The sequence below is a fragment of the Roseateles sp. genome (assembly GCF_049240545.1).
Lineage (GTDB): Bacteria > Pseudomonadota > Gammaproteobacteria > Burkholderiales > Burkholderiaceae_C > Paucibacter_A.
In genome coordinates this window covers 1-12,224 of the sequence record NZ_JBMLSK010000203.1, presented here as the reverse complement: position 1 = coordinate 12,224, position 12,224 = coordinate 1, and the positions used below count along the sequence as shown (strand labels likewise).

The window sequence follows — 12,224 nt, the reverse complement described above, 5'->3', positions numbered from 1 at the left end:
GTCCAGGTGGATTCCACCTATCGAGGTGTCCGGGGAAATTAGACCAGCACAGCTGCTGGTGGTGCTGTCGGAGCAGATCGTGCCGGGCAGTTTTGCCTTTGCGCTGAACTACCTGGTCGATCACGAGTTGGATCTGAGCGCCTTGGATGCACGCTTCAAGAGCGACGAAGTGGGGGGGGCAGCGCCTTTGACCCACGCGTGATGCTCAAGATTGTCTTGCTGGCCTACAGCCGGGGGCTGATCTCCAGTCGCAGCATCGCAGGCGCTTGCGCGTGCAACGTTCAGTTCATCGCCCTCAGTGGCGACAGCCAGCCCAGCCACGCGCACATCGCCAAGTCGTGGTGTCGCTGAGCGATCAAATCAAGCCACTGTTCGCCCAGGTGCTGATGACCTGTGATGCCCAGGGCCTGATCGGTCGAGAGATGTTCGCCATCGACGGTGTCAAGCTGCCCAGCAACGCCAGCAAAGAGCGCAGCGGCACGCATGAAGAGTTGCGCCACTGCGCCGCGCGGCTGGAAAAGGCGGCCGACAAGATCCTGGCGCTGCCCAAGCCCAAGACAAAGCGGGGGCTCAGGAGCCGCTGGAAGCCAAGCCTGAGGCACAACAAGCGAATGAATCGTTTGAACCTGCGCGGGCAAGCCAAAGTCAGGACGCAGTGGAGCCTGTACTGCATGGTGCACAACATCGAGAAGCTGCAAAGAGCGGGCTTCGGGCAAACCGGGGTTCAATAACGCGGGCAATAGACGGCACAATCGCTCAGGCGCCAAACCTGCGGCGCACAGATCCAAATTCACCGATGAACCCAGAAATTCAGCGACTCAAACCTGCTGGCGCCCGTCGGGATGAGGGTGGTGGTGGATTTTGGGTTATTGGACAGCCTCGTTAGACGTCAAATGAACCGTCCTCCTGAGATCATCGAAGGAAATCCGATCAGGCTTCGTCGTGCGTCGCCGGCTGACGCAACGGCGTTGTTCAACGCCGCTGCCAATTCGGATGTCATGAGGTATATGGATTGGATTGCCCCAAAGACCGATAAAGAGACTCGTGCACACCTTGAAGGCGTTGTCGAAAGTTGGAATACCGGCGTTGAGTTTCAATGGATCATTGAGGAGATCGCCACCGGCGATCTCGCTGGAACAATCTCCTTTCGGCCCAAAGGGCACGCAGCTGACTTCGGATATTTCCTAGCCAAGTCACACTGGCGTAAAGGCATCGCCAGCGCTGCCGGTGCGCTTGTTGTTGGGTGGCTGAAAGAACAGCCGGAGATACTGCGCATCTGGGCCTCAGCAGACCTCGAGAACACGCGATCACATCGAGTTCTTGAACGGCTTGGTTTGAGAAGAGAGGGCACGCTGCAGATGGGAACGTATCGCCCCAACATTGGGGGCTTGCCACGTGACACAGCGATCTATGGCTGGTGCAAACGTGACGCCTAACTGGGCGTTCGAGCCGCCCCGCAACGGCTGGTCTCTCCAGGCCCCCATTCCATTCTGGGCCTTCCGAGCCCATCCGCTGTTCGCGGCTCAACTTCGACGCTTGGGCAGCACATCCAAGTCACATCGCCCATGACGCCAATTGAATCTCGTGCCGCGTTTGAATCGTTCCTTGCGTCGCACGGCGCCAGCGTTTCGAGCTGCACTCCTCGCCAGGGTGTGGACCTGATGTTCGCCTTCTATCAATCGGAAAAGCCAGTTGGCTGCGACGGGCTGGATGGCGACATGCTCTTGTTTCAGTGGGGAACGTACGACTGGGGCAAGGGCCGTCATTTCAGTTTGAACATCACTCGGCAGTTCATCGAGAAAGTCCTCCAAGACGATGCCGCAATCAGCCAGTTGAGCCTCACGTTCCGGTTTGACCCCACGGTCGAACTGGAGGAGCTCGGAGCAGGCAATCGATGGTGTGATGGACCAAGTGAGTTCACCTTGGTTAGGGACTTCGCATTGTCATCAGTCCCGTTACTGGCTGTGGCGGACCAGTCCGCTGTCGCCGTTGAACTTGAGCACTCGTATGTCTAGCGGAGTGCGGCCCAAGCTTTTGCTGCAGCGGACGTTGGGCGTCGTAATTCTCACCACTGCTAACTCCAACCTCCATGAAGAAAACTGCCGTTGTCCTGGTCGCTGTGCTCGCAGCCTCTGCCTTAGCCGCCCCAGCCGAACTTGTGCGCCCGCCGGTAGGCCATCCACTTGTGGGTAAATGGCAGTGGACACGAGGAGTGAATAGTTGCACTGAGGTGTACGAGTACAAAGATGACGGTACTGCGCCAGTCGTCAGCGGAGCGGAGAAGACAGACAACGTCTACACCGTCGCACCAAACCCGGATTCGAACGGCTTCTACCGGATGACGATTCGCACTACGAAAGACTATGGCGGCAAGGACTGCGGAGACGATACATCGGACAGTACGGGAATGGAGAGCGAAAACTTCCTGATCTTCAATCCGGACCGTTCACAGTACCTGGCCTGTTATGAGCCCAAGCTCGAGAAATGCTTTGGCCCACTTCGGCGGGTGCAAAAATAGCCACTACTAATCATTATCTCAAGCGGACACACCACGGAATTGAACCCTTGAGCATCATTTCATTCTTGCCCAAGCTCGCCACGCCGCGGTGAGCCGCTTTTATAAAACGTTAGGTATCAGATGGCCTTTTGTCCTTCATGTGGAAAGTCGGTGCTAGCGGACGCTGTTCAATGTCCATCGTGCAATGCTTCGTTTGACCGGCCGGGATTCGAGATACTCGATTCACGTCTTACGCCTGATCAAGAACGTGCATTGCGAGTTCCGACGTTCGCATTCGTGATGCTCGGGTTGCTCGGAATCGGCGGCGGGGCGGTGGGACTTGTTGCGCTTGGTTCGACAATTGCAAACACCGCTGTTGGCGCAATGGATGGCGTCATCATGGCATTTGCTGGATTGCTTTACGTGTTTGGCGGATATTGCGGCGTCGCGGCCCTGAGAAAGGCGCCCGGTTGGCTTCATTTCAATCAGCTCTTCTGGGCTATCCAGGTGCCAGTGATTTCGTCCCCCCTGGCCTCGTACTTCTTTGCAACGGGTGGCTTTCTTAGCATCTGGCTACAGGTATATCCGCCAATTCATGGCGGATTCAATTTCATGGTCGGAAGCAGCTTTACGATCAATTTCTTTGCTTCTAGCCCTGTCGCCTTCGGCGTAAATGTTTTCGCTGCAGCCATTGCCGTTTATCTGGCGCGGCTGGGGAAAGCTCGTGCCGCCTAGCCGGTCTCTCGAGTGGGCCTCCGTCATCTAGCCTTTTTTGTTTCAATGTTCGGCAGCATGAATTCCTTCTGCGTACCGCATCCGGCGTCCTGAGCCGGTCGACTCGGCCCGCTGAGCTCAGAATCGCCGATCTGGAGAACCAACAACATGCGAATCACGCGAGCCGTCCTTGATGAGGCGACAGCAAAAGGTCTGATTGCGAAGGAGCAGAACGTCGCACTCTGGGCTTTCCTGGTTGAGCGCGAGCAAGAGACGCCGACATTCAAGCCCGCTCACATCTTGTACTACCTTGGGGGCATGATCGCCATTGGCGCCATGACCCTGTTCATGACCCTCGGCTGGGAACGCTTCGGGGGCACCGGTCTGCTTCTCATCTCTGCCTGCTACTGCGTCATCGCGTTGGCGATGACCGAGTTGCTCCTGGGGCGCAGGCAACTTGCTCTACCTGCCGGCATTACCGCGGCGCTTGCAGTTGTGATGATTCCTCTTGCCGTGTATGGCGCTCAGCACGCGCTCGGCTTTTGGTCCGCAGAGGGATCGACCAGGTGGGCGTACCGCGACTATCACACCCGCATCGATTGGCGGTGGGTGCTGATGGAGTTCGCGACCCTCGTGGCAGGCATCGTTGCCATCTGGCGCTATCGCCTTCCGTTCCTGGTCATGCCGATCGCGGTGACGCTTTGGTACATGAGCATGGACTTGACGCCGTTTCTGTTTGGGGGCGACGCGATGGACTTCTTTTCCGACCGAGGCAAGCTGGTTTCAACTAGCTTTGGACTCGCGATGACTGTCATCGCCTTCTGGGTGGACGTCCGATCCCGGCAGCCCAAGGACTTCGCCTTCTGGCTTTACATATTCGGTGTGCTGACTTTTTGGGGTGGTCTGACGAGCATGGATTCGAACAGCGAGTTCGGAAAGTTCCTGTACTTTTGCATCAACCTTCTCTTGATCGCCATTGGCGCCGCCCTTTCTCGGCGCGTGTTCGCTGTTTTTGGGGCGCTTGGTGTCGCGCTGTACCTGGGTCACCTCTCGCATACCGTGTTCAGGGACAGCATGCTGTTCCCCGTCGCACTGACTGCCATCGGCCTGGCAGTCATTGGCGCTGGCGTCCTTTGGCAGCGGCGCGAGGCGGCCATAGGTGCTTGGCTGCGGTCCTATCTACCCCCATCTGTACGTGAACTGGTGGAGCACCGCGCATCCCATTGAATAGTCGAAGGGTCTGTCATCGGCACCCGCTTGGCTTGAAAGTTAGGCCTCAAAAAACACGCTGCACCAATGCTCATATGAAGATCAGTTTAAGAAAGATCACGCTTGAGAATTTAGACGACATCGTCGATCTTCGCTTGCTTGATCACCAATACGACTACCTCGCGAGCAACTCTTACTCAATAGCCGAGGCCAGCCTGAATACCTCACTTCGCACCCATGCCATCTACGGTGACGAGCGGGTGATCGGCTTTGTCTTGTACTGCACGCCAGATGACAGTGATAGCGAACCCGGCACCTACGAAATTTGGCGATTGATGATCGATGCGGGTTTTCAAGGGCGCGGCTACGGTCGGCAGGCTCTAGAGTTCGTCCTTCGGGAGATATGCGCAGACGACACTGCGCGGAACATCCATATTTGCTACAAGCCAGACAACGAGGCGGCGAAACGTTTCTACTCAAGCCTTGGATTTGAAGAAGTCGGTATCGAGCCTGAATCTGGGGAGATGGATGCTGTGGTTACGCCTTTGCGCATCAGATGGTCCAGGCCAGCAGGTGAGGCCTAACCGTTCACTCGATGCCTGCAAATCTTCAGCTCCGCGCGGCCAGCGAGCTCCGGCCGCTCAACTCCGATGTTGGCAGCCGTCTGTTGACACGGCGGTCGTCGTCATAGTCCACCTTGCACTTCTTGCCAAAACTCATGAACATCAAGGCCCTGATCGCGTCCGCCGCTCTTGCACTGCACGCACTTCCAGCGTTCGCCCAAGAGGTTACGAAAAGCCCACTTCCGCAGGAGCATCCCCTGGTAGGAACCTGGCGTATTGACCTTCAAGACTTCAAATGCTTCGAGGAATACGACGTTCGAGCCGATGGTACGAAGCACTCTCGCTCAGGAGAAGAGCGCAACGAATCGGAACACTCGATCTCAGTCTTGCCAAGCTCCAAGGGCTTCTATAAGTGGACAGACAAGATCACGAAGAACAATGGGCGGCCAGATTGTTCCGGAAGCTTCACAAAGCTGGGCAATGTCGCAGTCAACTACATCCGACTGCACACAAGCGGCCAACGGTTTCTGTTGTGCGAGGCCGAAGAGATGAAGTCTTGTTTTGCTGAGTTCTATCGCAAAACGCAGTGACGCATAACGGGTCACTCGAGTGGACCTGCGACAGCTGGTGGCAGCCGTACGGCTCGAACCTTAATCCGCGCAGAATGAGCTTTCCGATATTCCACCGCCCAAGGAACGCCAATGCCAGACTTCACCGCCGTCTTCGCTGCGCTAAACAGTGTCTTGGCGCCGTACGTAGAGAAACTCGATACGAAGAAGGACGACGAGACCGAGCTGTACCTTGATACGCGGCACATTCAGAAGAACAAGAAGCCCCTGTTCTTCGGAGCCGTACAAGTGAAGAAGTCGTACGTGAGCTTCCACCTCATGCCGGTCTACCTGAAGCCCGAACTCTTGGCATCCCTGTCACCAGAACTCAAGGCGCGAATGCAGGGGAAGTCTTGCTTCAACTTCGCAGCCCTTGAACCCGCACTGATCAAGGAGCTCGCGGCACTGACCAAAGCAGGCTATGCCAGCTACAAGGAGCAAGGGTTTGTTGAGTAGGTTTGGCGCTGCATCGCCGGCGCGGCCTAACCCTTCGCGCAACCGGAGAAGCAAGGGCTTGCTACAAGCGCCTGGCCCTTGCTGCCCGGTTGGTTCGAGCGTTGCTTGGCCCCTACCTTGCTGGCCGTGCTGGCCATGCTGATGCTGCGGGCGCTGTTTCGTGGCACTCTTCTGAAGGGTTGAGCGTGAACCTATACATTCAGGCTGAGGCCGCATCGGCTGCGTCCCAGAAACACAGTTGCGCTTAGCGTAGCAGCACATGAAGTTATCAACGCGGTACGGACTGGTGGGGATTGGGGCCTTGTGCGTCTTGAGCCTCGTGCACGAAGGCAGAGAGCAGCAATTTGAGGCAGCAGCGATCGTGCTTTACTGGATGGGCGTTCTGCCCAATGTGGCCGCAGCCATCGCCATTCCCTTCGTCTTGGTCAGCGTCTGGGCGGATCAGAAACCCGCCGCAAGCTATCAAGCGGCACGTCGAAGTTTTGTCGGCTTCACGCTAGTTGCAGGGGTCGGGCTGATTGCCTGGGAGTTCCTGCAACAGTCGAGCCGCACTCTCTTTTTCGACTATCACGAAATTGCTGCAACTCTCTTGGGTCTTGTCCTGGCTTGGCTGCTGTTTGTGCTGTTAACGCCAAGAGCCAATGCACAAGAAGCCTAAGCGTTCTTTCAAATCGGCGACGTTTTTGGCGCGCGGCCTGAGTGCTCGCTGCAAGAAGCCCTCTGCCTCGCCGGTGGTGTCCTGAGGCGGGCGCTTTGTTCCACTTTTTGCCAACATTCTTGATGAGTCCGTCGATCGAGCTTGTCCCTTACTGCCCTGAATGGCCCGCCCAGTTTGAAGCCGAAAGGCAGGTGCTGGAGGCGGCTCTCGCGCCTTGGTTGGTCGGTGAGATTCAGCACATCGGCAGCACCTCCGTCATCGGGCTCTTGGCCAAGCCCGTCATTGACATCATGGCTCCCGTCAGCTCGCTCCAAGGGTCCGAGGCCGCGATCGCTGCGGCCGCTTCGGCGGGCTATTTGCATCATCCCTATCGGGCTGAAGTCATGCATTGGTTTTGCAAGCCCTCGCCGCTGGTTCGCACCCATCACCTCCACCTGGTACCGCTGGGAAGCCTGCTGTGGCAGGAGCGCCTGGCCTTCCGCAACGCGCTTCGCGCCAGCCCGGTGCTCGCCGAGGAATACGCGGCGCTGAAGCGGTGCCTGGCGGCCCGCTTCCCCAATGATCGTGAGGCTTACACGCAGGCGAAAACGCCTTTTGTGCTGCGCGTGCTTTCGCTTGGCGAGTCGCAGCGCAAGGATGCAAGCTAGGCCTGGGGCGCTGAGCCTGTCGGCCTCTTCCTGGATCGGTCGTTCACCCGGCGTGCGCCGTTGGGGCTAGCCCGTGCGTCACGGGCCAGCCTTATCGGCGCGGCATGCTATTCATTCGCGCGAGTGTGCGCGGTCTGCGATCTGATCTGATCAACCACCTGGAACATTGGCCATGCGAACCTTCCTCACTGATGCGCTGAAACTGGGCGTGACGGCTGTTGTGTTGGCGACCGGCGTCAGCAAGGCGATGGCCGCCTGCGGTCCCGAAACGACGCTCGCACCGAGCAAGGACTATTCGTTCACGTTCAAGGTCTGCGACAGCAGCCTGTTTGGCACCGTGACGGCCCGAGCCACCGGCTGGGTTGCAGTGGGCTTCTCGAGCGATCAGTACATGCCCGCCACGGATGTCTTCATGGCCGGCGTTCTCACCGACGGTACTAGCTACAGCCAGGATGCTTTTGCGTTCAGGCGCGTTGCTCCGACGCCGGACCCGCGACAGGACGTCCAACTGCTCAGCGCCTCGGAGTTGGATGGCGTGACGAGCTTTAGCTTCTCCCGGCTGCTGAATACGGGCGATGCCAGCCGCGACTATGACTTGACGTCTGGCCCCTACTACATCCTGACGGCCTTCAACCTGAGCAGTGACAACCTGAGCGAGCAGCACAGCTACGCCGATTCTTCCGCTTACACCTATCAGTTCGCGCCGGTGCCGGAGCCTCAGGCGGTTTTGATGCTGCTGGCCGGCTTGGGTTTGGTGGCGGGGCGCCTGCGCCGCGTCCGTAGCGTCAGCGCGGCTTGAAGTTGCGTCGCAGCGGATAGAGAAAGGAAGGCGGACGTAGTGAACAAAGCACCCCCAGGGGGCTTTGCCGTATAGGCTTGTTGGCGGGGCGCACGAGCCGCAGGGTCAGGCCTCATCATCAAGCGCCTGGCTGGCGCCACTCACTCAGCACAAGCCGGTGCTCTATATTTGAGACTTGACCCCCGAGTCTCCGAGTCACTTCTACCATCGGCCGAAAAATGGAAGCAGTGTTCGCCGCCTGGCTTGCAAAGTTTGTCGCCGTTGCTCATGCAGCCATCGTCGGAATCACGATGTATGGCATCGTCGGGGTCATCCTTGGGCGGTATTCAAGGCGCAGCCTCCAACGCCCCATGACTTGGGTTTTCATGGGGGCCTGCGTTTCGCAGTTGGCTTCGTACGCCGTCTTCCGCGAGTGCCTATTGACTCGGTGGGAGAAGTCACTGCTCCAGCAAGCCGGTGAACCCAAGACCTTCACCGGGACCTTTCTTCAGCGGTTCATTCCGGAGCTGCCAGACCACGTGGCGCACACAGGCATTCCCCTCATCGTTCTGGCGATCTTTATTGGGCTGCTGCTGCAACTGGCTCGTCGCGGGCCTGCTTCACCTTGAAGCGAGGTCCAGATTGGATGCGGCAAGCCAGCATCTCCCTGGGCGACGCCTGCCCCACCGTCAAGCCAAATTTCGCGCCGAGCCGGCGCGAACGATGCGGCGAGTCGCGTTCATCGCCGCGCAGGTTAAGCCTGCTCTTCTTGAGTGCCTGAAAGCATGAAACCAAGCATCGCGCTGATCCTCGTCAAGATCGTACTCACCATCCCGGTGGCCTATGCCCTGGCTTATCCCTTCTTGAACCCTTCCGCAGGTGGCGGTGTTTTCAAGGAGTTGGAGATGCTGGGCGTGGTTGGGAGCACTTTGCTTGCCTTGGCGTTTCTCACCCTGATTTTTCTTTATGGCCGCGACCTTTCTCGAACACTTTCGCTGGTGCGTCCCAGCGCACGAACGGCATCTCCACGAAGTGTTTGGCTGATGTTTCTGATCCCCTACAACTTCGTCGAGGATTTTTTCATTGTCTATAACGTGGCGAGTTCCCTGCGGCAGGAGGCTCAACACAATGCGGCGCTGCATTCGTTCAAGAGCTTCGGCATGGTGTCTGGCCAGGGCTGGTGTGCGGCGCAAATCGTCTCTTTGTTGCCCAATGAGATCGGCTCAATCGCCGGAGTGCTGGCCTTGCCCCTTTGGATCGTGCATTGGCGACTGGTCCGCCAGGTGAATGCGGTGCTAGCAGAGGCCGCTCGCAGCAAGGCGCAGGCTAGCGGCTAACGGCTAACGGCATCCATGTGGCGATTGAATGCCAGGCGAGGGCGATGGATGCGCAGCTCATCGTGCCAGCCGCAGCAGCTTGCCACTGTCGGTCAGCATCAGCAGGGCGCCGTCGCTGGCTTGACGGACATCGCGGATGCGCTCGCCCAGTTCTTTGTACATCTCGCTGCGTGCCACCACGGTGTCGCCACTGAGTTGCAAGCGCCACAGCGCCTGGCCGGCCAGAGCGCCTGAGAACAGCTGACCCTGCCACTCGGGGAACATGCTGCCGGTGTAGAAGACCAGGCCGGCCGGCGCGATCGAGAGCGGGCCCCAAAAGCTCAGCGGCTCGACATAACTGGGCGCATGCACGCCACCGCCAATGCGACAGGCTTCGCCGACCGGGTCGCCATAATTGCAGCCATAGCTCTTGATGGGCCAGCCATAGTTGGCGCCGGCGCGGGCGATATTGATCTCGTCGCCGCCTTGTGGGCCATGGTCACTGAGCCATAGCTCGCCGCTGACCGGGTGCAGCGCTGCCCCTTGAGGATTTCGGTGGCCCAGGCTCCAAAGGCCGGGGCGTGCGCCGAGACCAAAACTTGGGTTGTCGGCCGGCAGGCTGCCATCACGGTTGATGCGCACCACCTTGCCCAGGGTCTGTGTCAGGTCTTGCGCCGGCGAGCCCAACTGCCGCTCGCCCAAGCACACGAACAAGGTCTTGTCCCGCCTGAACACCAGGCGCGAACCGAAGTGGCCGCCGCCGCTGACCTTGGGCGCTTGGCGGAAGATCACCGCCACGTCGAGCAAGGCGTTGCCAACCAGACGGCCACGCGCCACCGCCGTGCCGGCCCGCCCGGCCTCGGCGCCCTGGCCGGGCTCCGAATAGCTGAAATAAACCCAGGGAGCGGTGGCGAAGTCGGGGTCCAGCGCCACGTCCATCAGTCCGCCTTGACCGACCGAGACCACGGTCGGTAGGCCGCTGATCGGCATCGCCGCACCCTGGCCGCCGGCGGGGAGCCTCAGCAGGCTGCCGGCCTTTTGCGTCACCAGCCAAGCGCCATCGGGCAGTTGCGCCAAGGCCCAGGGGCTTTGCAGATCGGCGCGCAAAGTCGTCAGCTGCGGGGCCGCCGGCGTGGGGGTGGGCGCTGTTGGTGTGGACACAACGCCGCCAACTGCTTCACCACCGCCTCCCCCTCCGCCACAGCCGGCAAGCAGCAGCGCGGCGATTGACCACAGCTTGCCAATCCAGACGGTTGAATGCATGGTGGACTCCAAAGGGCGAACAACAGGCGCCCAGTCTATGCCGGCTGGCTTCAAGGCGCCGCTTCGGCGTCGACCTGCATGCCCCGCACGGCGCGCTCCACCGCCGCCCAGGCCGGCATCAAGTCGGCGCGGGTCTGGGCATCGAACTGGCGCAGGCCTTGAGGCTTGAAGCGTTGCGCCAGCGGCGCTTTGGCGGCGAACACAATGGTGTTGCTGCCGTCGCGGTCGGGCACGCGCAGCACCTCGCCGGCAAAGCTGCGTGCTATGCGCGCGGCGTGCAGCTCAAAGTCAGGGTGGGCGGTGTGCAGGTTCACCACCAGCAGGCCGTCGGGCTGCAGCGCGGCCTGGGAGTCGTCATAAAAACGCTGTGAGCACAGCGCCTCGGGTTGGCCGCTGCCGTCAAAGCCATCGACCACCAAGACGTCGATGGGCTCGGGTGCAGCGCTGAGGTAGGCGGCGCCATCGGCCAGCTGCACCTGGAAGCGTGTGTCATCGGGCGGAATACAAAAGGCCTCGCGCAGCGCGATCACATGCGGGTTGATCTCGACCACCTCGATGCGGGTGCTGGGCATGAAGTGATGGCAGAACTTGGCCATGGAGCCGCCGCCCAGGCCGATCATGGCCAGCCGCGCCGGCGCGGCGTGGAAGAGCAAGAAGCCCATCATCAAGCGGGTGTAGTCCAGGTCCAGCGCGCGCGGGCGCTCGGTCTGCATGCGGCTTTGAATCTCGCTGAGCGTGAAATGCAGGGCCCGGCTAGTCCCCGTCTCGTAGACGAAGGGCTTGGCGTGGGCGGTGAGGTCTGTCATGGCTGAGGCAATGCGAGGAATAAAAGGGTTACCCGCAGCTGCAACCAGCGTGTGGTGGGATGGGATCGGCCTGGTGCTTGAATCAGCTCATTTGAGCCCGGCAAGGCCCAAGTTGATGATAGCCCCCGCTGCAGCGCGCCTCAGCAAGGGGTGCGTTGGACAGTCCTCGGGCCTCGAAGCATTGGCTTTGGCAACAAGCGAGGCAGATCAAGGCCTTGGCGGATCCGGCGTCCAGACGGTCCTCGAGCGGCGCATGAGTTGCTGCGAATCGTCAGCTCCGATCATCCGGTCGCGCGGAACAAGCCGCATTAAAGTGCCCGGAGCGGACACTCGTTCTGCTGCGGGAGGCACTGCAACCCAAGCCGTCGCCGGGCTCATGGCTCGGGGGTCGGCCCTGACGGTCCGACTGCCTTGCGCTGCTCGCAACTTGGGGCCGGCGCCGAACTCACTGCACTCGCTGTGCTCGTTTCGTTCAGACATGCGGCGCCAAGTCAGATGTTGAAGCGCGCTGTGCGCGCACCCCAAGTCGCTGCGCTGCTCAGCCCCTCACAAGTCGCCCGGCAACGACTCGGGCCGCAGTGCGCTTGCATCGCGAGCGGCCTGCCCCATCCCCTCGTGCCAGGCGCCCTTTCCGAAGTTGGCTCGGCCCGCCGACGGGCGATTTGTGCGCGGCCGAGGGCGCAGCGAAGCGGGTCAGGCGCGCGCAGCG

At 60.1% G+C, this 12,224-nt stretch carries 18 protein-coding genes; 16 read left to right on the top strand and 2 right to left on the bottom strand.

Features of this window, described 5'->3' with window-relative positions; genetic code table 11:
- The 16 genes from ACOVRJ_RS12685 to ACOVRJ_RS12610 form a co-directional block, all read left to right on the top strand.
- Positions 1–202 (top strand): hypothetical protein (locus tag ACOVRJ_RS12685; RefSeq protein WP_422044213.1); only part of this gene is annotated, 202 nt, incomplete at its 5' end.
- Complete coding sequence (locus ACOVRJ_RS12680; protein WP_422044212.1) at positions 202–351, top strand: transposase; 150 nt, start codon at positions 202–204, stop codon at positions 349–351. The genes ACOVRJ_RS12685 and ACOVRJ_RS12680, both read left to right, overlap by 1 nt.
- Positions 339–731: a transposase gene (locus tag ACOVRJ_RS12675; protein ID WP_422044211.1), complete on the top strand. Its 393-nt coding sequence runs from the start codon at positions 339–341 to the stop codon at positions 729–731. The genes ACOVRJ_RS12680 and ACOVRJ_RS12675 overlap by 13 nt, the downstream gene beginning before the upstream one ends.
- Before the next feature lie 162 nt (positions 732–893).
- Positions 894–1,436, top strand: coding sequence for a GNAT family N-acetyltransferase (locus ACOVRJ_RS12670; protein WP_422044210.1), 543 nt, complete (start codon positions 894–896; stop codon positions 1,434–1,436).
- A gap of 129 nt (positions 1,437–1,565) precedes the next feature.
- Positions 1,566–2,015 carry a hypothetical protein gene (locus ACOVRJ_RS12665; protein WP_422044209.1) on the top strand — a complete coding sequence of 150 codons (450 nt, stop codon included), beginning with the start codon at positions 1,566–1,568 and terminating at the stop codon, positions 2,013–2,015.
- Positions 2,016–2,089: 74 nt separating this feature from the next.
- Positions 2,090–2,518 (top strand): hypothetical protein, encoded by a 429-nt coding sequence (locus tag ACOVRJ_RS12660; RefSeq protein ID WP_422044208.1) that lies wholly within the window; start codon positions 2,090–2,092, stop codon positions 2,516–2,518.
- Positions 2,519–2,797: 279 nt separating this feature from the next.
- Complete coding sequence (locus ACOVRJ_RS12655) at positions 2,798–3,232, top strand: hypothetical protein (protein ID WP_422044207.1); 435 nt, start codon at positions 2,798–2,800, stop codon at positions 3,230–3,232.
- Between the two features lie 147 nt (positions 3,233–3,379).
- Positions 3,380–4,438: a DUF2157 domain-containing protein gene (locus ACOVRJ_RS12650; RefSeq protein ID WP_422044206.1), complete on the top strand. Its 1,059-nt coding sequence runs from the start codon at positions 3,380–3,382 to the stop codon at positions 4,436–4,438.
- A gap of 77 nt (positions 4,439–4,515) precedes the next feature.
- The gene (locus tag ACOVRJ_RS12645) at positions 4,516–5,004 is read left to right on the top strand and encodes a GNAT family N-acetyltransferase (RefSeq protein ID WP_422044205.1); all 489 of its coding nucleotides are present in this window, start codon (positions 4,516–4,518) and stop codon (positions 5,002–5,004) included.
- 134 nt (positions 5,005–5,138) lie between these two features.
- The gene (locus ACOVRJ_RS12640; protein ID WP_422044204.1) at positions 5,139–5,573 is read left to right on the top strand and encodes a hypothetical protein; all 435 of its coding nucleotides are present in this window, start codon (positions 5,139–5,141) and stop codon (positions 5,571–5,573) included.
- A 111-nt stretch (positions 5,574–5,684) separates the two neighbouring features.
- The gene (locus tag ACOVRJ_RS12635; RefSeq protein ID WP_422044203.1) at positions 5,685–6,047 is read left to right on the top strand and encodes a hypothetical protein; all 363 of its coding nucleotides are present in this window, start codon (positions 5,685–5,687) and stop codon (positions 6,045–6,047) included.
- 259 nt (positions 6,048–6,306) lie between these two features.
- Positions 6,307–6,705, top strand: a complete 399-nt coding sequence (locus ACOVRJ_RS12630; RefSeq protein WP_422044202.1) for a hypothetical protein — start codon at positions 6,307–6,309, stop codon at positions 6,703–6,705.
- A gap of 122 nt (positions 6,706–6,827) precedes the next feature.
- Positions 6,828–7,352, top strand: coding sequence for a GrpB family protein (locus tag ACOVRJ_RS12625; protein WP_422044201.1), 525 nt, complete (start codon positions 6,828–6,830; stop codon positions 7,350–7,352).
- 172 nt (positions 7,353–7,524) lie between these two features.
- A complete protein-coding gene (locus tag ACOVRJ_RS12620; RefSeq protein WP_422044200.1) occupies positions 7,525–8,151 on the top strand; it encodes a DOMON domain-containing protein in 627 nt (208 codons plus the stop codon).
- Positions 8,152–8,369: 218 nt separating this feature from the next.
- Complete coding sequence (locus ACOVRJ_RS12615) at positions 8,370–8,759, top strand: DUF2784 family protein (RefSeq protein WP_422044199.1); 390 nt, start codon at positions 8,370–8,372, stop codon at positions 8,757–8,759.
- A gap of 156 nt (positions 8,760–8,915) precedes the next feature.
- On the top strand, positions 8,916–9,467 hold the full coding sequence (locus ACOVRJ_RS12610; protein WP_422044198.1) for a hypothetical protein: 552 nt from the start codon (positions 8,916–8,918) through the stop codon (positions 9,465–9,467).
- Positions 9,468–9,524: 57 nt separating this feature from the next.
- On the opposite strand, the gene ACOVRJ_RS12605 is transcribed toward ACOVRJ_RS12610, so the two are convergent.
- Positions 9,525–10,709: a PQQ-dependent sugar dehydrogenase gene (locus ACOVRJ_RS12605; protein WP_422044197.1), complete on the bottom strand. Its 1,185-nt coding sequence runs from the start codon at positions 10,707–10,709 to the stop codon at positions 9,525–9,527.
- A 50-nt stretch (positions 10,710–10,759) separates the two neighbouring features.
- Positions 10,760–11,515, bottom strand: a complete 756-nt coding sequence (locus tag ACOVRJ_RS12600; RefSeq protein WP_422044196.1) for a fused MFS/spermidine synthase — start codon at positions 11,513–11,515, stop codon at positions 10,760–10,762.
- Positions 11,516–12,224 lie beyond the last annotated feature (709 nt).